Below are 19,218 nucleotides of genomic sequence, written 5' to 3' on the forward strand. Positions count from 1 at the left end.
CTGCCCTTGCGGAGCCCGGCGTTTCGCGTTGTCGCGCACGGGAGGCGGCCACCGGTCGGAACGTTCCCCGTCGAGACGCGGCCACGGACGGAAGCCGGACACGGGAGGCCGCGCACGGACGAGCGCGTGGCGAAGTGATCGCGTAGGCGGACGGGCCGGCGCGGGCGGGCCCGCACCAGCCGCGCCCAGGCAAGCGGGCGAGTCGGCGGGGATTCGGCGGAATTGGGGCGTGTCTCGGCTGGGGCGGTTCGGGGGGTGGGGAAACGGGCACTGGAGCGCCTGCTCACGACGCCCGTCGGCGCGCCACACCCACCCCAGGAGCCTTCGTGACCACCGCCACGGCGATCTCCGCCGCACCCGCGGAATCCACCGTTCCGGAGTCCCCGCGCGTACCCCGCGCCCGGTGGGGGAACGCGCTTGCCGTCGTGCTGCCCGTCCTCGCCCTGGCGGTGCTCGGGTGGCGGCACCGTGCGCTCACCGACGACGGCACGATCTTCCTGCGGACCGTCCGGCAGATCCTCGCCGGGCACGGGCCCACCGTGAACCTGAGCGAGCGCGTCGAAGCCGACACCAGCACGCTGTGGCAGTGGCTGCTCGTCGCGTTCGGTGCGGTGACCCCCGGCGACCTCGGCTTCACCGCGGTCCTCGCCGGCATCCTCCTCACCGCCGCGGGGTTCGCGGTCGCGCTCGACGCCACCCGTCGCCTGCACACCGCGGCCGGCCCGCGGCACCTGCTGCCCGCCGGGGCGCTCGTGCTGCTCGCCGTCCCGGTGTTCTGGGACTTCGCCGGGTCCGGACTGGACAGTGGGCTGGGCACGTTCTGGCTCGCCGGATGCTGGTGGCTGCTGGTCCGCGCGTACCGCTCCCCCGAGGCCCGCGGCCGGGCGGGGTACGCGGTGTGGGCGGGTCTCGGATTCCTCGTCCGGCCCGACTACGCGATCACGACGGTGGTGTTCCTCGCCGGACTGTGGTGGGTGCGGCGGCCCCGTCCGCGGCAGGCCGCCGGGCAACTCGCCGCGGCACTCGCACTGCCCGCCGCGTACGAGGTGTTCCGGGCGGGCTACTACGGCCTGCTCGTTCCGATGCCCGGCCTCACCAAGGAGCCGGGCGACAGCGATCCCGTCCGCGGGCTGCGCTACGCGGCGGACTTCGCCGGGCCGCTGTGGCTGTACGTGCCCCTCGCCCTCCTGGGTGCCTTGGCCGTGGCGCACTTGCTCCGCTCCCGTCCGGCGCCCGTCCGGTGGGTCGTGCCGCTCGTCCCGGTCGCGGCCGCCGCGCTGCACGCCGGGTACGTCGTGCGGATCGGCGGCGACTACATGCACGGACGCATGCTGCTCCCCGCCCTGTTCCTCGCGCTGGTGCCGGTCCTGCTGGTGCCCGTGCGCGCCGGGACGATCGCGGTCGCGGCGGCGACGTCCGTATGGGCCGTGGCCGTGGTCGGGCCGTGGCATCCGGCGGCGTACCACGCTCGGGACACCACGATTTCGATCCGGGTCCGGGACAGCGACATCGCACTGACCGGTTCGCCGAACGCCGACCACGTCGCCGCGTGGACGGCCGCGTTCCCGAAGCTGCGCGACGCGGTTGCGGCGGGCATGGCCGCCGACCGCCCCGTGCTCGTCCGCCTCGCCCCCGACATGAGCGTCGGGCAACTGCTGCCGCTCGGCCCCGGGCACGGGTCGAGCCGGGTGTCGTTCCCCGGCGGATTCCTCGGCGTCACCGGCGCGTTGGTGCCGCTCGACCAGTACATCGTGGAGACCTGGGGCCTCGCCAACACCGTCGGCGCCCACCTGGAGTACGCACCCGGCGCGCACCGCAACTGGCCCGGGCACCGCAAGCCCCTCGGCGACGTGTGGCTGCTCGCGCTGGAACTGGACCCGTCGGTCACCGACGTCCCCGGGATCGCCGCCGTGACCCCGGCATCGCTGGCCGCCGCCCGGCACGCGCTCGGGTGCGGGGACCTGCGCGAACTCCTCGCGTCCGTCCGCGAACCCCTCACCGCGTCCCGCTTCCTCCGCAACCTGACCGGGGCCTACCACCGCACGGCGCTGCGCATCCCCCGCGACCCGTTCGCCGCGGAGGCGAAATTCTGCGGAGCGCACTGACGGCGTCCAGGAGGCCAGGCCCCCGGCATGGGGGGTCTGGCCCCACCTTTCCCCGGGGGTCGGTCCGCCGCAGTCCGGGGGCTCGCCGGATCGAAGCAGCACCATCCGCGCACCTAGCGTCGCCAGGGAACCCGCAATCCGCTCCCGGGAGTTCCCATGGCACCGACCGCACTGGCCGCCCCTGCCCCACCGAAGACCGCGGAGGAACGGCGGCGCGGCAGCGACTTCGCCCCGCTCCTCGCCGACCTCAAGACCGCCGGGCTGCTGGACCGCCGCCCGCTCCGCTACGCGCTGTCGATCGGCACCGGTATCGCGCTGCTCGTCGGCACGTTCGCCGGCGTCGCGCTGCTCGGCGACAGCTGGTGGCAGCTCGCGCTGGCCGTTCCGGCCGCGCTGTTCGGGGTGCGGGCGATGTTCGTCGGCCACGACGCCGGACACCGCCAGATCGGCCGAAGCCACCGCACCGACCGGGCGATGGCGCTGCTGCACGGCAATCTCCTCATGGGCATGAGCAGCGGCTGGTGGATCGCCAAGCACAACCGGCACCACGCCAACCCGAACCACCTCGACAAGGACCCGGACGTGCGGGCCGGCGTCCTGGTGTGGGACGCCGGACAGGCCGCCTCCCGGCGCGGCTTCGCCGGATGGCTGACCCGGCACCAGGCGCGGCTGTTCCTCCCGCTGCTGCTCCTCGAAGGCCTCAACCTGAAGATCGGCAGCATCGTCGATCTGCGGAACCGGTCGCGTGCGGAGCGGCGCGTCGAAGGGGCGCTGATCGCGGCGAACGCCGGCCTGTACTTCGGGGTGTTGTTCTCGGCGATGTCTCCCGGCAAGGCGATCGCGTTCCTCCTGCTCCAGCACGCGCTGATGGGGGTGCACCTGGGCCTCGTGTTCGCGCCGAACCACAAGGGCATGCCGATGCCGGGTCCGGGCGAGAAGTGGGACCACCTGCGCCGCCAGGTGCTGACGTCCCGCAACGTGCGCGGCGGCCGCGTCACCGACTGGCTGATGGGCGGGCTCAACTACCAGATCGAGCACCACCTGGTGCCGAACATGCCGCGGTTCGGCCTGCGGCGGGCGCAGCCGATCGTGCGGGCGTACTGCGCGCGCCTGGGGGTGCCGTACCTGGAGACCGGGGCGGTGGAGTCGTACCGGCAGGCGCTGTCCCACATGCACGGGGTCGGCGCGGGGCTGCGGACGTCACACTGAGCCCGCTTGTCTATTTGACTTGGTCAAGATACAAACCGCCTGATCGGCACGGCAGAACGGAAGGCGGTCGTATGGGCAGGGACGGCAAGGGCACGGGCGCCCTCGACGGCTCGCGGATCCTGATCATCGGTGCGTCCTCGGGAATCGGCCGCGCGCTCGGCGCGCAGGCCGCGGAGGCGGGCGCCGCGGTGGCGTTCGCGGCGCGGCGGGCCGACCGGGTGGAGGCGGCCGCGGCGGAGGCGGGCGGCGGCGCGGTCGCATTGCGGTGCGACGTCCGCGACGAGGATTCCTGCGCGGCCGTGGTCGCGGACGCCGCCGCGGCGCTCGGCGGCCTGGACGCGGTGGTGTACGCGGCGGCCGTCGACGTGCTGTGCCGCGTCGCGGACGCCGACATGGACACGTGGGCGGACACCTTCGCCACCAACGTCTTCGGCGCGGCACGTGTCACCGCCGCCGCGCTCCCCCACCTGCGCGCGTCGGGAGGCCGGGCGGTGCTGGTGTCCGCGTCGTCGGTCGACCGGCCGCTGCCGGGCATGGGCGTGTACGCGGCCAGCAAGGCCGCCCTGGAAGCGATGGCCCGCGCGTGGCAGGCCGAGCACCCCGACGTCTGCGTCGCGAACGTCCGGATCGGCTCGGCGCTCGGCAGCGACATCATGGCGTCGTGGGACCGCGACCTGCTCCTCGAACTGTCCCCGCAGTGGCAGGCCTTGGGCTACGTCCACGACAACGGACCGGGCGGCCCGATGACCCTCGACCAGGCCGCCGCGGCGATCCTCGGCGTCCTGACGTCCCCGGTGTGGCTGCGCGACGTGACCGCGGTGTCCGCCCCGGCGGCCGCGAACGGCGCGGCGGGAAGGGCGGCGTCGTGACCCGCGACCTCACCGGCGACGCCCTCGACGCGCTCGCCCGCTGGCTGTCCCCGCACCTCGGCGGCGACGTCCGGGTCGCCCTGGACGGCCGCCCCGGCAGCGGATTCTCCGCCGAAACGGTGCTCCTGCGCGCGACCACCGCCGACACCGAACACCGGCTCGTGCTGCGCCGGGAGACCGCCGACCCGGCGATGTACCCCGCGCAGGCGGCGAACGACGGCCCTGAGATCGCCATCCAGTACCGCACGATGCGCGGCCTGGCCGCAGCGGCGGACATCCCCGTCGCACCGCTGATCGGCTACGAGGACGACCCGGCCGTGCTGGGGTCGGCGTTCTTCGTCATGGGCTTCGTGGACGGCTGGGTGCCGGTCGAGAACCCGCCCTACACCGCCGCGGGCCCGTTCCTCGACGCCGCTCCCGCCGACCGGCGCACGATGATCGCGAACGGCCTCGACGTCCTCGCCCGGCTGCACCGGGCCGACCGGCACGCCGCCGACCTCGACTGGCTCGTGCCTCCCGGCGAAAAGCCCACAGCCGCCCGCCAGTTCGCCATCTGGTCGGAATACGCCGACCGGGAACTCGACGGCCGCGACCACCCAGTCCTCGACCGGGCCCGCACCTGGCTGCACGCCAACCTGCCCGAGGGCGGCGAACCCGGCATCGCCTGGGGCGACGCCCGCCCCGGCAACATCATCTGGCGCGGCATCGAGCCGGTGTGCGTGACCGACTTCGAGGCCGTCGCCATCGCCCCGCCGGAACTCGACCTCGGCTGGTGGCTGTTCTTCGACCGCACGATGCACGAGGCCCTCGGCATCGCCCGCCTCGACGGCGAGCCGGACCGCGCCGAACAGCGGGCCCTCTACGCTGCGGCGGCCGGGCGCGGCCCCGGCGACACCACCCCCTTCGAGGTCCTCGCGGGCTTCCGCTACGCCGCCATCGTCGTCCGCGCCATGAACCGCCGTGTCGCCCGCGGTGAAATCCCGGCCGCTCAGACGATCTGGCGCGACAACCCGCCGGCCACGGCGCTGCGGCAGCTCCTGGACGAGATCGGGGCCTGATTCCGGTCCGGCCGAAGGCCGTTCGACGGCCGTCCGAGGCCGGAGCAACGCCTGAGCCACACCTGTTCGAGGTCCGCCGCGGGTCCGCCGCGGGTCCGCCGCGATGGGATGATCGCCGCCATGAGCGATATGGCGGCGGCATACGCGGCGGATCCGCACGGCATCGGCTCGCGGCTGCGGGAGGCCGGGCCCGTGCACCAGGTGACGATGCCGGACGGGACGTCGGTGTGGCTGGTCACCCGCTACGCGGACGTCCACAGGGCGCTCGCCGACCCGCGGCTCTCGCTGTCCAAGCGGAACGCCAAACCCGGCGGTTACCAGGGCTTTTCGCTGCCGCCCGCGCTCGACGCGAACCTGCTCAACATGGACGCGCCGGACCACACCCGGCTGCGCCGCCTCGCCGGGTCCGCGTTCACCGCGCGGCGGGTGGCGGAGCTGCGCCCGGCGCTGACGGACGCGGCGCGGGGGCTGGCCGACGCCGTGGCGGCGCGGCTGGCGGCCGAGGGGTCGGCGGACTTGGTCGCCGATTTCGCGACACCGTACGCCGTCCTGGCGATCTCCGAACTGCTCGGCGTGCCCGCGGCGTCGCGCGGCCGATTCCGGGAGTGGACGGCCGGGCTGCTGGGCGCCGAGGCGACCCGCGAGGGCATGGCGGCGATCGTCCGGGAGATGTACGCCTTCTTCACCGCCCTGGTCGCGGACAAGCGGGCGAACCCGTCCGGCGACCTGCTGTCGGACCTCGTCGCGGCACGCGACGCGGACGACCGGCTCGGCGAGGACGAACTCACCTCGCTGGCGTTCCTGCTGCTGTTCGCGGGCTACGAGAACTCGGCCAACCTGATCGCCGGTGCCGCCTACGCCGTGCTCGCCGACGAACGCGTCCGGGCCGCCGCCCGCGGCGACGGCATCGCCGCCCTGGTCGAGGAAGTCGCCCGGCACGAGTCCCCCGCGCTGCTCGCCATCCGCCGCTTCCCGGTCGAGGACGTCGAGATCGGCGGCGCGGTGGTCCCGGCCGGCGAGACCGTCATGCTCGCGCTCGCCACCGCCAACCGCGACCCGCGGCGCTTCACCGACCCGGACACCGTGGACCCCGGCCGCGACGACCTGCACCGCCACCTGAGCTTCGGCCAAGGCGTCCACTACTGCATCGGTGCTCCCCTGGCCCGCCTCGAAGCCGAGGTCGCGCTGACCGCGCTGCTCGACCGGCTGCCGGACCTGTGCCTGCCGGACGGGAACCCCGCCGTCTGGCAACAGTCGCTGCGGGTACGCGGATTGGCCGCGCTGCCGGTCGCCACCGGCGAGCCCGCCCGCCCCGGTCATCGGTAAATGACCGATTCCATTCCCGGAAACGGCATTTCGATCAACCATTTGGATGAATTGGCGTGATGGCCCTCACGTTTACTTTCGCCCCCCGGTGCCGCACAATTCGTGTGCGCGGTGACGCCTGGGGAGCGCATTGAATGCGGTGCCATCGCTGCTGTTAGCCGAACGCGGCGTCCGGGGGGACGCCGGGTGGGGGATGTCGTTCCGCTCTCCGAATTGATGCAATTCGGCACGCCTGCCCGCAGGGGGAGGCGGCAAGCAGCGGCGGAGACATGGACGAACAGCCCTCGAGCGTGCCCGGCATACCGGACACGGCAGTTCCCGACGACTGGTTCCGTCCCGGAACCGCGTCGCCGACACGCGTCACCCACCTCTCCGCGGACACGTCCACCGCCGTGCTGACCCGGCCGGTGCCCGCGTTCCCCGAACCTGTTTCCCTCGCGCCCGCCGCGTCGGCCCCGCAGGCCGCCGCCGGGCGCCGCGCCAAGCACGCGCCGCGCAAGGCCGCGCCGTTCCGCCTCCGCACCAAGCGGCGGCGGCGCCGCTCGCTGCCCGAGGTCGACGTCGCCGACATGCGCATCACCGCCTTGGTCCCGGCGCACAACGAAGAGGACCAGATCGGCGACACGATCGACTCGCTGCTGGCCCAGCAGCGGCCGCCGGAACGCATCATCGTCATCGCGGACAATTGCCGCGACCGCACGATCGAGATCGCCCAAGCCAAGGGCGTCGACGTCTACGAAACGGTCGAAAACCAGCACAAGAAGGCCGGCGGGCTCAACCAGGTCCTCGACCGCCTGCTGCCCGACCTGGGGCCGCTCGACGCCGTCCTCGTCATGGACGCCGACTCCACCCTCGGCCCGGAGTTCCTCGGCCACGGCCTCGAACGTCTCGCCACCGGCCAGTGGGCCGGCGTCGGCGGGACCTTCACCGGCAAGCCGGGCGGCGGCTTCGTCGGCATGCTGCAGCGCAACGAGTACGCCCGCTACGTGCGGGACGTCCAGCGCCTCCAAGGCCGCGCACTCGTCCTCACCGGCACCGCGACGCTCTTCCGCGCCGTGGCCCTGCAGGAAGTCGTCGAGGCCCGCCGCGCCAAGGAGTTGCCGGGCAGCCCGCAGGTCTACGACACCCGCGTGCTCACCGAGGACAACGAACTCACGTTGGCCATCCTGCATTTGGGACTGCGCATCATCTGCCCGCCGAAATGCACGCTGGAAACCGAAGTGATGCTCACCTGGCGCGATCTGTTCAATCAGCGCCTGCGCTGGAAGCGAGGCGCGCTGGAAAACCTGACCGACTACGGATGGACCCGCGTCACCCGCGGCTACTGGGGTCGGCAATTTCTTTCCCTGATCGGCCTTTTGGTCATCTTCATCTATCTGTCGTCGCTGGTTTTCGCGTTCGCGACCACCGGGCGCGTCAACGTCCAACCGGTCTGGATGATCGTCACCGCGATCTTCGCCCTCGAACGGGCGGTCACCGTCCGCAGCCGCGGCCCCCTGCAGATGTTCCTCGGGGGTCTCGTGGTCGTGGAGATGGCCTTCGACCTGTTCCTCCAAGCCGCCCAGGCGAAAGCGTTCTGGGATGCCCTTCGCAACAAGGAAAGGAAGTGGTGAGGTTGTACAACGCAAGTACGGGTGCCGCCGCCGCGGGCACCGGCGGGGTCCTCGCGGCCACCGGCGCGGTGAACCTGATGTGGGCGCTCGTCGCGGCGTTCACGCTGTTCAGCGCCGGACTGGCGCTGAAGCGGATATTCCCGGCGCGCACCCGCTGACGACCGGCGTCGGCCCCCGCGGACCGCGCGGGGCCGACGCTTGTCGTGCCTTGCCCGCGGACCCCGACTCGGAGGACCAGATGCCCGAGGCATCCCCTGCATCCCCTGTTGCCCCTGCTTCCCGGCGCCGTAGCCGGGCCCGCCGGAGCGTCGCCCGCCTGGCCGCCGCCACCGCCGCCGTCTGCCTCCTGGCCGTCGGCCCGCAGGCACCCGCGGCCCACGCGGCCACGCAGTGCGCCAACGGCTATGTCGCCATCACCTTCGACGACGGCCCCACGGCGATGACCCCCGACTACGTCCGTGCGCTGCAGGACGCCGGCGGGGTGCGGGCCACTTTCTTCCTCACCGGCGCGCACGCCCTGGACTACCCGCAGAACGTCGACCTGCTGGCGCAGAACGGGCAGTGGATCGGCAACCACAGCTACTCCCACCCGTTCCTCGACGAACAGGGCGAGCCCGCCGCCTTCGACGAACTGCTCGGCACGAACCAGATCCTGCTCGCGCAGACCGGCACCGCCCCGACACTGTTCCGCCCGCCCTACGGCCGCACCAACGCCGACATCCGGCAGGATGCCGCCGTCCTCGGCATGACCGAAGTGCTGTGGACCGCGGACTCGTTCGACTACAACGGCATCACCACCGACGCCATCGTCGACAACGCGCTCCAAGTCCAGCCCGGCGGCATCATCCTGATGCACGAGGGCTACACCACCACGCTCGCCGCCATCCCGCGGATCGTCGACGGCCTCGCCGCCCGCGGATTGTGCGCCGGAAAGGTCGTGCCATCGGCCGCGCCCGTGGAGGCGTGGCCGGGCACGTCCTTCTACGCCACCGCCGCCCACTGGTGACACGTCGGCGGCGCACCGGTCACCCGGTCCGCCGCCGACGCCCCGCCGGGGGGGACGCCTCACAAGGTGAGGAGCACCCGGCGGGCCACCGCGGCATCGGCCAACGGCCGCATCGCGAGGCGGACGAGCGCCAAGGCGTTGTCGTCGCCCGCGATGCGGTTGGTGCCGAGTGCGCCGCAGGAGCGGCATTGGTGGACGAGCAGCCATTCGCCGTCGGCCCGGGCGGTCAGGCCGACGGCCTCCATGCGGCCGCCGCAGGCCGCCGCGCGGTCGCCGGGTATGCGCCGGTCGACGTGCCGGCTGGCCAGGCAGTTCGGGCAGTGGTTGCGGTGCCCGGTGCCGGGCGCCCGAAGCGGCACCGCGAGACGGCAGCCGACGCACCGGAACTCCCCGGTGGATCTGCTGCCCTGCCCGTGCAGGACGTCCTTGGCGCGTTGCGGCCGACGTGCCGCCCGCCGCTTCACAGCGCTCCGAACGCTTCGAGCGGGAACGGGGGCTCTGCCAGCGGCCGGACCGCGATCCGCATGAGGACGAGCTGGTTGTCGTCCGCGTGCACCGGGGACGAGGCGAGTTCGTCGCACCGCACGCAGCGGTGGACGAGCATCCAGTCGCCGGTGCGCAGCACGGCGACGGCGATCGGCGCCATCCGTCCGCGGCAGTCGCCGCGGCCGCCCTCGGCGGGGTCGGTGACGTGCCGCGCGTGCAGGCAGGACGGGCAGTGGCGGCGAGGGTTCCCATCGGGCGCGGCGGCGGACACGGTCAGGCCGCAGCGCCCGCACGAGAACGTGTGGGTGGTCGGTCGGTGATGAGGGGTGGACACCCGGGTGTGCTCCTTGCCGGGAAACGAATTCGGGGCAGCAAGAGCAGGCCGAGCGGCATCGGCATGGCGAACCGTCAGGCGGTACGGCGAAGCGCGCTCGGCGCGTGCCGGGACATCAAGACACCCTCTCCGTGGGCACGGCGGCCCGGTCACCGGGCGCGCGGACGGCCTCGGTACGTGGTCACAACTGGCGTGCGGCCAGGCTAACCACGGCGCCGGTGCGGAGGCCACCGGATTTCCCGGCGGTGTCCGGGCACGGCCCCCAGCACGCTCCGAGCACGGCTTCAGGCACGCCGAAAGGCTCCCGGCGGGCGGCTCCGTGTGCTCGCCGGGAGCCCGTTTCGGGGCGCCGCTACCGCTGCCGGGTCAGGGCACCGGGGTGAAGTCCCGCGACGCGATGTGCGCGGGGCGGGGCTTGGGCGCGCCGTACGGGTCGACCAGGGTGTTCTTGACGCTGTTGTAGACGATGAACACGTTGGCGCGGTCGTACGGTGTGATGTTGTCGCCGGAGCCGTGCATGCAGTTGGAGTCGAAGAACGTCGCCGAGCCGGCCGGCCCGGTGATCGCGTCGATTCCGTGCCGGTCCGCGAGGCGGCGGACCAGCGCCGGTCCCGGGGTGCCGACCTGCTGGGCGCGCAGCGACACGCGGTGGTGGTCGTCGGGGGTCTGCCCCGGGCAGGGGACGAACCCGTGGTGCGACCCGGGCATGATCATCAGCGGCCCGTTGGTGGCGTGGTTGTCGGTCAGCGCGATGGACACGCTCAGCGCGCGCATGGCCGGCATGCCGTCCTCGCTGTGCCACGTCTCGAAGTCCGAGTGCCAGTAGAAGCCGTTGCCGCCGTAGCCCGGCTTGTAGTTGACCCGGCTCTGGTGGATGTAGACGTCCGTGCCGAGGATCTGCCGGGCCCGGTCGACCAGTCGCGGGTCGTGCGCCAGCGCGCGCAGCCGGTCGCTGATCCGGTGCACCTCGAAGACCGAGCGGACCTGGTCGGAGTCGCGTTCCCGGATCGCCCGCTCGTCGTCGGCCAGCATCGGTTCGCTGCGCAGCCGGTGCAGCTCGGCGAGGTCCGCGGCGACTTCGGCGGCCGACAGGAGACCCTCGACGGTCGCGTAGCCGCGTTGCTCGTAGGCCTCCAGCTCGTCGTCGCTCCACGGCCCGGGGACGTCGCCGCCCCAGACGGCCGGCTCCCGGCGCGGGAGTTCGACGTGCACACCGGCGGATGCCCGGGTGGGGTACATGTCCGTGGCCTCCTCCACGTATGCGGTCACGCCTCGACCCCCTCGATTCCGGCGGCTTCCCCGATCTCGTCGATCTCCTTGACGAGCGGGTATACGCCGTCCTTGTCGTGCACCTCCCGGCCGGTCACCGGCGGGTTGAACACGCACACGAAGCGCATGTCGGAGGCCGGGCGCATGGTGTGGCGCTCGTGCCCGTTCAGGACGTACAGGTCGCCCGGACCGATGCGGTAGCGCTGCCCCGTCTCCTCGTCGGTCAGCTCGCCGTGGCCCTGCACGCAGTACACGGCCTCGATGTGGTTGGCGTACCACATCGACGTCTCGGTGCCCGCGTACATCACGGTCTCGTGCAGCGAGAAGCCGACGCGTTCACGGGCCAGGATCATGCGGCGGCTGCGCCAAGTAGCGGCTTTGACGTCCCGGTCGGTGCCGTCCAGGTCGTCGATGGACAAAACGATCATGCGGGTTCCTTCCCGGTCCGGCGGGTCAGCCGCGCGCGGCGGCGCGGACTGCGGACGTGAACAGGTCGAGGCCTTCGTCGAGTTCGTCCTGGGCGATGGTCAACGGGGGCATCAGTTTGACCACTTCGCCGCGCGGGCCGGACGTCTCGACGAGCAGGCCGCGGCGGAACGCCTCGGCGCTGATGCGGTCGGCGGTGTCCGGGTCCTCGAAGGTGAGGCCGCGGACGAGGCCGACGCCGCGCTGCTCGGCGCCGAGCCCGGCGAACTCGTCGACGAGGTCGCCGAGGACGCGCCCGATCTGCTCGCCGGACGCGAACACGTCCTTCTCCAGAGCGTCGTCGCGCCAGTAGTCCAGCGCGGCGGTCGCCGTGACGAAGGCCGGGTTGTAACCGCGGAACGTGCCGTTGTGCTCGCCGGGCGACCAGACGTCCAGCTCGCGGCGGAACAGGGTGACCGCCATCGGCAGGCCGTAGCCGCTGATGGACTTCGACAGGCACACGATGTCGGGGGTGATCCCGGCGGCTTCGAAGCTGAAGAACGGGCCGGTGCGGCCGCAGCCCATCTGCACGTCGTCGACGATCAGCAGGATGTCGTGCCGCTTGCACAACTCGGCCAGCCCGCGCAGCCATTCGGCGCGCGCGACGTTGATGCCGCCCTCACCCTGCACGGTCTCGACGATGACCGCGGCCGGCTTGTTGAGCCCGCTGCCGCTGTCCTCCAGCAGGCTTTCGAACCACAGGAAGTCGGGGGTGCGGCCGCCGAGGTAGTTGTCGTACGGCATCGGCGTGGCGTGCACGAGCGGAATGCCCGCGCCGGCGCGCTTCATCGAGTTGCCGGTGACGGCGAGCGCGCCGAGGGTCATGCCGTGGAACGCGTTCGTGAAGCCCACGACCGCTTCGCGTCCGGTGACCTTGCGGGCCAGTTTGAGGGCCGCCTCGACGGCGTTCGTGCCGGTGGGGCCGGGGAACTGGACCTTGTAGTCGAGCGCGCGGGGTTTGAGGACCACCTCGTCGAACGTCTCCAGGAACGCCTGTTTGGCCTGCGTGGCCATGTCCAGCGCGTGGGTGAGGCCGTCGCGTTCCAGGTACGCGAGCAGGGGGCGCTTCATCCGCGGGTTGTTGTGCCCGTAGTTCAGCGCGCCGGCGCCGGCGAAGAAGTCGACCCAGCTGCGGCCGTCCGCGTCGTAGACGCGGGATCCGCGGGCCTGGTCGAAGACCGTCGGCCAGGTGCGGCAGTAGCCGCGCACTTCGGATTCGAGGGTCGTGAAGACGGGGGGCAGGTCCGTCACGCTCAAAAGCATTCCTGACGTTGTGATGGTGAGGGGGCTTGGTGCCGGCGGCCGAGGGCTAGCCGCCGATCGGGTCGACCGGTCCTATGCGGAACAGGACTTCGGTTTCGTGCCCGCCTCCGGGGAACTGCGCGGCCGCGAACAGGTCGCACTCGCGCACGGGTGCGCCGCGGTCGCGGCCGAAGCCGCGGAACAGCGCCATCGAGGCGGTGTTCCCGGGGGTGACCGTGGCTTCCACGTACTTCTGGCCGAACCGGCCTCGGCGCTCCAGGAGTTCGTCGATCATGCGGGCCGCGAGGCCGCGCTTGCGGGCGTCCGGGGCAACCGCGACCTGCCACACCATGAGGGTGTCGGGCACATCGGGCCGGACGTATCCGGTGACGAATCCGCAAATCCTTCCGTCGTGTCGGGCGACCACCGACGTCGCCGCGAAATCCCGGCACCACAGCAAGTAGTGGTACGCCGAGTTCAGATCGAGCGAACCGGCATCGCGCGTCAGCCGCCACAGATCCGCACCGTCGTCGATGCCGGGAGCTTCGAGCACCAGGTTTTCGGCAAAGGGGTTCTGAGCCATGCCTAGGCAACTTACCGAGGACCCGCGTCCGGGCCGATTCGCCCTGGGGTTCCGTGTCGGCCCGTGATCGGCTACGTTCCGCGTGCCCCCGCCCGCGCGTAGCCCAGCCACCCGGACGGCAAACATCACGACTGGATACCAGCGTGTCGAACGTCCGTCTTTCCGGCTTTTCTCTCTTCGCTACGGCTCGATTCCGCAGATCTTTTCGCAGCACTGACGAAGCGGCGGAGATTCTCGGCTTTCCCCCGAATGGCGGAACCGCTCGAACGCAAGTGCGGGGAGGCCGGAAATCGCCCCACACCCACCCCAGCGCTACCACGCGTCACAGAATTGTGAGGATCGCCACCCGACGGCGCGCCCTCCGGAGAGATCACCGCCAAAAACGGATAATCCGGACAGATTATGACATCGTGCGGTCGATCGCGGAGGCGAACGCTTGTCCACGTATCTCTTCCGGCTCGGACGCTGGGCGTTCCGGCGCCGCCGCCTCGTGCTCGGCATCTGGCTGCTCATCGCCGTCGGCACCATCGTGACCGCGATTGCGAGCGGCGGGAAGACCAACGACACCTTCACCATCCCGGGCACCGAGTCGCAGCAGACCACCGATCTGCTCCAGAAGAAGCTCCCCGCACTCGCGGGCGGGCAGACGCAGGTGGTGTTCGCGGTACCCGGGGGCGCGAAGGTCGGCGACACCGCGTACCGCAACGGCATCGAATCCGCCGTCGGGCGGATGAAGACGGTGCCGCAGGTCGTCTCCGTCTCCGACCCCTTCACCGACCAGGGCATCTCCCCCGACCAGCGCGTCGCCCTCGCCTATGTGCAGTACAACGGGCAGCCCGCGGACGTGAAGGACTCGTCCCTCGACGCCCTCGAAGACGCCAACGCACCGGCCAAGGCCGCGGGCGTCCAGGTCGAATACTCCGGCAGCGTCTTCCCCGGCTGGCGCATCGTGGTCTCCGAGGTGCCGGAGATCATCGGCCTGTGCGTCGCCTTCGTCATCCTCGTGATCGCCCTCGGCGCCCTCGTCGCCGCCGGCATGCCGATCCTCACCGCCATCATCGGCGTCGCCATCGCCCTCATGGGCGTCACCGCACTCGCCTCGGTGGTCAACATCGCGTCGGCCTCCACGACCGTCGCGATCATGCTCGGCCTGTCCTGCGGCATCGACTACGGCCTCTTCATCCTCTTCCGGCACCGCAACCAAGTGCTGCGCGGCATGGACGTCGAACACTCCGCCGCACTCGCCGCCGGCACCGCGGGCAGCTCCGTCGTGTTCGCCGCCCTCACCGTGATCATCGCGCTGTGCGGGCTGTCCGTCGTCGGCATCCCCTTCCTCACCGTCATGGGACTGTGCGCGGCAGGGGCGGTCGCCATCGCGCTGCTCATCGCGCTCACCCTGATTCCGGCGCTCTTCGGGTTCGCCGGCACCAAGGTCACCTCGTTCATCAGCACGCGGCTGCGCCCTCACCACCACGAGGACGTCGCCAAGACCTCGGCGTTGGAGCCGGCCCGCACGTTCGGGGCCCGGTGGGCCCGGTTCGTCGTGCACAACCGGATCGTCGTCACGATCGCGGGCGTCGCTTTCCTCCTTCTTCTTGCGGTGCCCGCGCTGGACATGCAGCTCGGCCTCCCGAGCGGGGCGTCGCAGCCGACGTCGAAGACGCAGCGCCGGGCGTACGACCTGACCGCGGAGCACTTCGGACCCGGCTACAACGGGCCGCTGCTGGTGGTCGCCGACGGCACGGTCCAGCAGTCGTCGCTGGTGCAGCTCGCCGGGGTGCTCGCGCAGCAGCCCGACGTCGCCGTGGCGGCGCCGCTGGCGAACAACGGGCAGGTCGGCGTGGTCCGGGTGATCCCGCAGAGCGGGCCGAACGACACCGCGACCGCGGACCTCGTGCACGAGATCCGCGACAACCGGGCGACGATCGAGGCGTCGGTCGGCGCGCCGATCCTGGTCGGCGGCACGACCGCGTCCAACATCGACGTGTCGCAGAAGCTCGCCGACGCCCTGCCGGTGTTCCTCGTGGTGGTGGTCGGGCTGGCGTTCGTCCTGCTGACGCTGGCGTTCCGGACGATCCTGGTGCCGATCAAGTCGATCCTCGGCTTCCTGCTGTCGGTGGCCGCGGCATTCGGCGCCGAGGTGGCGATGTTCCAGTGGGGCTGGGGCCGGCACATCTTCGGCATCACGCCGACGGAGACGATCAGCTTCCTGCCGATCATCATGCTGGCGATCATCTTCGGCCTGTCGAGCGACTACGAGGTCTTCGTCGTCTCCCGGATCAAAGAGGACTTCACGAAGACCGGGGACGCCCGCGGCGCGGTGGAACGCGGCACCGCCCAGTCCGCCCGCGTGGTGACGGCGGCCGCGCTCATCATGTTCTTCATCTTCGTGGCGTTCATGTTCACCGACGACCCCACGATCAAGGCCATCGGCTTCAGCTTCGCGGTCGGGGTGTTCCTCGACGCCTTCGTGGTGCGGCTGACGCTGGTGCCCGCGGTCATGGCGATGGCGAAGGCCAAGCTCTGGTACCACCCGCAGTGGTTCGCCCGCTATGTCCCGGACCCGGACATCGAGGGGAAGCGGCTGGAGGAACAGCAGGACGCGCTGTGGGCGGCGGACGCGGGAAAGGAGGAGGCGGGGAGGAAGGGGTGAGGCAGCGCTGGCCGGGGTTTTCGGGTCGGGCTTCTCGGCTTGGGCTGCTCGGGCCGGGCGCTCGGATCGGGTGCTCGGATCGGGCTTCTCGGCGGCTGCGGGATCACGTGTTGGGGACGACCGCCTGGACGCCCGCGCGACCGGTGAACGCCGCGACGACGGCGTCGAGGTCCTTGCGGTCGGCGAGGTCGATGCGGAAGGCCTCGGAGAACTGGTCCGCGGTCAGGACGTCGGCGACCGGTGAGTCGGGGGCGGTCCGTTTGAAGTCGGCGTAGGCGTCCTGCTTCGACTCGTAGGAGAGCTGCTTGACCGCGGGGTTCCGCTGGAGATCCGTCTTGATGGCGTCGCGTTCGGCGGCCGAGACGTCGCCGTCGGCACAGCCGCCGCTCTTGGGGTCGCTCTTGGTACACAGGAAGAGGGTCAGGTCGATCCTGCCGTACCAGGTGCTGCGGGGATCGATCGTCGGCTTCGGCGTGGCCTTCGGCGGTCCCACGACGGCCCGCACGCCGGGACGGCCTTCGAACGCGGCGCGCAGGACGTCTTCCTTGGCGGGGTCTTTCAGCTTGACGCGGAAGGCCTCGGGGGACTGCTCGGCGGTCATCACGGCGGCAGCCGCGGCGTTCTTCGGATCGGAGGCGAAGTGCCGGTACGCCTCGGTGCTGTTCTCGTAGAACACGCGGTCGACCTCGGGCATGCGCTTGAGGTCCTCGGCGATGGAGTCCCGCTGCGCGCCGGTGACCTCGCCGTTGGCGCAGCCGTCTTGTTTCGCGTCGGATTTGCCGCAGAGGAAGATTCCCACGTCGGCTTTGGCTGTCCAGTAGTCGGCACCGACGGGCTCGTCGTCGGCGGAGCCTTCGGGCTCCTCCTCCTGGGCGGGCGAAGTTGCCGACGGGCTCGGAGCCTTGGCGGATCCGCCGGACCCGGAGTCCGTGCATCCGGCGGCGGCGAGCAGGGCACCGGCGAGGAGTGCGACGGTGGCGGTGCGGGAGCGAACGGGCCCGTTGGCAAGCATGCGTTCACTTTACGAGTCCGTATCCCCGGCGGGGTCCTGGTCGTTGAGCTTTCGGGGGTGGCCGGTGCGGCGGTGGTCGGCCGCTTCGCCTTCGGAGGGAGATCCGCTGATGCAGGGCAACGAGATCCGCGGCTTGGCGGCCGCCGTCGCGGCGGTTCCCACGCTGGAACAGCCGGGCGTCGCGTGGCAGTTGGGGCATCTGCAGGGGACGGTCGTGAAACTCCTGAACGCGGCGGCGGGGGCGCTGGACGAGGGTCAGGGGTGCGTGCCCGTGGAGGTCGTGGTGACGGGGATGCGGGAGTACGTGGACCTGGTGGCGGGGACGCCGCCGCCGCGGCGGTGAGGGCGGGGGCGTGTTGCGCCCCCGGGCGTTGTCCGGCACCGGTCGAGATCAGTAGTAGATCAGTAGTACTTGCGCAGGTGGGGCCACAGCTGGGACCACGGTTCCGCGGTGCCCGCGCACAGGAGGACGACGGCGTGTTGTTCCTCGTTGTCGACGCCGTGGCCGTTGTCGACGCGGCCTACCTGGCGGCAGCCGGTGAAGTAGGGGCGCTGCCGGTCGACTTTGGACTCCTTGACGACGAGCAGGATCGGGCCGGTGGCGGAGTCCGGGGGGCGGGCCCATCCGTAGAAGGCGACGTGGCCGGAGTAGGGGTACGGGAGGCCGTAGTCGGGTCCGTAGTGGGCGAGGGCGCCGGCTTCGCCGTAGTTCACCGCGTAGAGGACGGCGTTGGCGCGTTGGTCGGCGGGGATCTGCGCCCAGCCGTCGGCGACGGTGCGGACCAACGCGGGCCAGCCGACTTGTTCGCCCTGCTCTTGGTCGACGGCGTTGGGGATGCCGAGGTGGCGTGGCGGTAGCAGGGGCAGCGCCAGCACGGCGTTGACGGTGGCCGAGAGCACGCCGATGGTGAGGACGAGGCGGGCGCGGCGGGTGCGCCAGTGGCCGCCCATCCAGGCGAGCAGCGGCTCGCAACCGGCGGCCATGACGACGATGAGCAGGGCCAGGGCGTAGTAGGCCTTGCCGCCGATGGCGAGCATGGCGGCGCAGGTGACCGCATACGCGACGGCGACGGCGCGGGCCCAGCGGACGGCGGGGTCGCGGAGGAGGCGGCGGAAGCCGAGGACCCAGACGGGGACGAGGAGGGGGGAGAGGAAGAGGATCTGCTGGGGGACGAACATCGTCCGGTTGAGCGTGCCGTCGGCTTCGCTGATGCCGCGGGCGACGGTGAGCTGGGGCCAGCCGTGGCGGGCCTGCCAGACGACGTTGGGCAGCACGATCGCCAGGGCGATCAAGGCGCCCAGCCACGGCCGCCATCCGCGGAGGACGTCGCGCGGGCCGACGGTGAGGATGCCGACGAGCAGCGCGGCGACGAGGAGGACGATGAGGTCTTTGTTCTGTCCGGCGACTCCGACGGCGAGGCCGAGGGCGGGCCAGCAGCGGGGGTCGCGGGTGCGGAGGAGCCGCAGCGCGATCCAGGTGACGAGCAGCCACATCAGCAGGTCGAAGGTCGCGGTCGAGACCATGTGGCCGACGGCGAGGACGAGGCCGGAGGACGCGGTGCAGACGGCGGCGAGGGTCTGCGCCTTCCCCCCGGCGCCTAGTTCGCGGGCGATCAGGGTGGCGAGGACGACGATGACGACCGCGGCCAGGGTGGCGACGACGCGCAGCCCGGCGGGCGTCTCGCCGAAGACCGCGGTGGAGAAGCGGGCGAGCAGCGGGGTGAGGGGCGGCTGGTCGTCGTAGCCCCAGGCGGGGTGGTGGCCGGCGGCGAGGAAGTACAGCTCGTCGCGGTGGAAGCCGTAGCGGGGGGCGAGTGCGGTGAGGAGGGCGGTGAGGGTGAGGGTTGTGGTGGCGAGGGGGAGGACGGCCAAGGGCGGTAACGCTTCGGGGGACGTGGGCGCGTCGGGGTCGTTGGCTTGCTTGGCCCGGTCCGCCGGTTTGTTCCGCCGAACCCGCCCGACCTGTCTGTCCTGCACCACCGAGCGTT

General features: G+C 71.8%; 18 protein-coding genes. 10 read left to right on the forward strand and 8 right to left on the reverse strand.

The genetic code is table 11. The features are described 5' to 3' along the window. The first annotated feature begins 326 nt into the window (after positions 1–326). The 8 genes from ABEA93_RS32350 (at position 327) to ABEA93_RS32385 (ending at position 9,186) form a co-directional block, all read left to right on the forward strand. Positions 327–2,105, forward strand: a complete 1,779-nt coding sequence (locus ABEA93_RS32350) for an arabinofuranosyltransferase AftB family protein (protein ID WP_345679440.1) — start codon at positions 327–329, stop codon at positions 2,103–2,105. 156 nt (positions 2,106–2,261) lie between these two features. Further along, a complete protein-coding gene (locus tag ABEA93_RS32355) occupies positions 2,262–3,314 on the forward strand; it encodes a fatty acid desaturase family protein (RefSeq protein ID WP_345679441.1) in 1,053 nt (350 codons plus the stop codon). Between the two features lie 71 nt (positions 3,315–3,385). Beyond that, on the forward strand, positions 3,386–4,183 hold the full coding sequence (locus ABEA93_RS32360) for an SDR family NAD(P)-dependent oxidoreductase (protein WP_345679442.1): 798 nt from the start codon (positions 3,386–3,388) through the stop codon (positions 4,181–4,183). After that, positions 4,180–5,241, forward strand: a complete 1,062-nt coding sequence (locus ABEA93_RS32365) for a phosphotransferase family protein (protein ID WP_345679443.1) — start codon at positions 4,180–4,182, stop codon at positions 5,239–5,241. The genes ABEA93_RS32360 and ABEA93_RS32365 overlap by 4 nt, the downstream gene beginning before the upstream one ends. Positions 5,242–5,361: 120 nt before the next feature. Continuing rightward, complete coding sequence (locus ABEA93_RS32370) at positions 5,362–6,567, forward strand: cytochrome P450 family protein (RefSeq protein WP_345679444.1); 1,206 nt, start codon at positions 5,362–5,364, stop codon at positions 6,565–6,567. 269 nt (positions 6,568–6,836) lie between these two features. Then, positions 6,837–8,180, forward strand: a complete 1,344-nt coding sequence (locus ABEA93_RS32375) for a glycosyltransferase family 2 protein (protein ID WP_345679445.1) — start codon at positions 6,837–6,839, stop codon at positions 8,178–8,180. After that, positions 8,177–8,338, forward strand: a complete 162-nt coding sequence (locus ABEA93_RS32380) for a hypothetical protein (protein ID WP_345679446.1) — start codon at positions 8,177–8,179, stop codon at positions 8,336–8,338. The genes ABEA93_RS32375 and ABEA93_RS32380 overlap by 4 nt, the downstream gene beginning before the upstream one ends. Before the next feature lie 80 nt (positions 8,339–8,418). Next, positions 8,419–9,186: a polysaccharide deacetylase family protein gene (locus ABEA93_RS32385; RefSeq protein ID WP_345679447.1), complete on the forward strand. Its 768-nt coding sequence runs from the start codon at positions 8,419–8,421 to the stop codon at positions 9,184–9,186. 59 nt (positions 9,187–9,245) lie between these two features. Here ABEA93_RS32385 and ABEA93_RS32390 read toward each other — a convergent pair whose 3' ends face one another. The 6 genes from ABEA93_RS32390 to ectA form a co-directional block, all read right to left on the reverse strand. Then, positions 9,246–9,650: an RNHCP domain-containing protein gene (locus tag ABEA93_RS32390; RefSeq protein ID WP_345679448.1), complete on the reverse strand. Its 405-nt coding sequence runs from the start codon at positions 9,648–9,650 to the stop codon at positions 9,246–9,248. Continuing rightward, positions 9,647–10,006, reverse strand: a complete 360-nt coding sequence (locus ABEA93_RS32395) for an RNHCP domain-containing protein (protein WP_345679449.1) — start codon at positions 10,004–10,006, stop codon at positions 9,647–9,649. The genes ABEA93_RS32390 and ABEA93_RS32395 overlap by 4 nt, the downstream gene beginning before the upstream one ends. 366 nt (positions 10,007–10,372) lie before the next feature. Then, positions 10,373–11,275, reverse strand: a complete 903-nt coding sequence (thpD, locus tag ABEA93_RS32400; RefSeq protein ID WP_425585186.1) for an ectoine hydroxylase — start codon at positions 11,273–11,275, stop codon at positions 10,373–10,375. After that, a complete protein-coding gene (locus ABEA93_RS32405) occupies positions 11,272–11,703 on the reverse strand; it encodes an ectoine synthase (RefSeq protein WP_345679450.1) in 432 nt (143 codons plus the stop codon). The genes thpD and ABEA93_RS32405 overlap by 4 nt, the downstream gene beginning before the upstream one ends. Before the next feature lie 25 nt (positions 11,704–11,728). After that, positions 11,729–12,991 (reverse strand): diaminobutyrate--2-oxoglutarate transaminase, encoded by a 1,263-nt coding sequence (gene ectB, locus ABEA93_RS32410; RefSeq protein ID WP_425585187.1) that lies wholly within the window; start codon positions 12,989–12,991, stop codon positions 11,729–11,731. A gap of 58 nt (positions 12,992–13,049) precedes the next feature. Then, positions 13,050–13,565, reverse strand: coding sequence for a diaminobutyrate acetyltransferase (gene ectA, locus ABEA93_RS32415; RefSeq protein ID WP_345679452.1), 516 nt, complete (start codon positions 13,563–13,565; stop codon positions 13,050–13,052). 436 nt (positions 13,566–14,001) lie between these two features. Here ectA and ABEA93_RS32420 point away from each other — a divergent pair, with 436 nt between their 5' ends. Beyond that, positions 14,002–16,218 (forward strand): MMPL family transporter, encoded by a 2,217-nt coding sequence (locus ABEA93_RS32420; protein ID WP_345679453.1) that lies wholly within the window; start codon positions 14,002–14,004, stop codon positions 16,216–16,218. A gap of 103 nt (positions 16,219–16,321) precedes the next feature. Here the strand turns inward: ABEA93_RS32420 and ABEA93_RS32425 are convergent, their stop codons facing one another. Beyond that, a complete protein-coding gene (locus ABEA93_RS32425) occupies positions 16,322–17,230 on the reverse strand; it encodes a permease-like cell division protein FtsX (RefSeq protein ID WP_345679454.1) in 909 nt (302 codons plus the stop codon). Between the two features lie 109 nt (positions 17,231–17,339). On the opposite strand from ABEA93_RS32425, the gene ABEA93_RS32430 reads away from it, so the two are divergent. After that, entirely contained in the window at positions 17,340–17,573 is a 234-nt protein-coding gene (locus ABEA93_RS32430) for a hypothetical protein (RefSeq protein ID WP_345679455.1), read from the forward strand. Between the two features lie 59 nt (positions 17,574–17,632). Here the strand turns inward: ABEA93_RS32430 and ABEA93_RS32435 are convergent, their stop codons facing one another. Further along, complete coding sequence (locus ABEA93_RS32435) at positions 17,633–19,102, reverse strand: glycosyltransferase family 39 protein (RefSeq protein ID WP_345679456.1); 1,470 nt, start codon at positions 19,100–19,102, stop codon at positions 17,633–17,635. Positions 19,103–19,218 lie beyond the last annotated feature (116 nt).

The sequence above is a fragment of the Yinghuangia aomiensis genome (assembly GCF_039542225.1).
GTDB lineage: Bacteria > Actinomycetota > Actinomycetes > Streptomycetales > Streptomycetaceae > Yinghuangia > Yinghuangia aomiensis.

Coding starts and splice junctions, on each gene's coding strand:
- ABEA93_RS32355 (WP_345679441.1), top strand. CDS start 2,262: ATGGCACCGACCGCACTGGCCGCCCCTGCCCCACCGAAGACCGCGGAG.
- ABEA93_RS32360 (WP_345679442.1), top strand. CDS start 3,386: ATGGGCAGGGACGGCAAGGGCACGGGCGCCCTCGACGGCTCGCGGATC.
- ABEA93_RS32370 (WP_345679444.1), top strand. CDS start 5,362: ATGAGCGATATGGCGGCGGCATACGCGGCGGATCCGCACGGCATCGGC.
- ABEA93_RS32375 (WP_345679445.1), top strand. CDS start 6,837: ATGGACGAACAGCCCTCGAGCGTGCCCGGCATACCGGACACGGCAGTT.
- ABEA93_RS32385 (WP_345679447.1), top strand. CDS start 8,419: ATGCCCGAGGCATCCCCTGCATCCCCTGTTGCCCCTGCTTCCCGGCGC.
- ABEA93_RS32405 (WP_345679450.1), bottom strand. CDS start 11,703: ATGATCGTTTTGTCCATCGACGACCTGGACGGCACCGACCGGGACGTC.
- ectA (WP_345679452.1), bottom strand. CDS start 13,565: ATGGCTCAGAACCCCTTTGCCGAAAACCTGGTGCTCGAAGCTCCCGGC.
- ABEA93_RS32425 (WP_345679454.1), bottom strand. CDS start 17,230: ATGCTTGCCAACGGGCCCGTTCGCTCCCGCACCGCCACCGTCGCACTC.
- ABEA93_RS32430 (WP_345679455.1), top strand. CDS start 17,340: ATGCAGGGCAACGAGATCCGCGGCTTGGCGGCCGCCGTCGCGGCGGTT.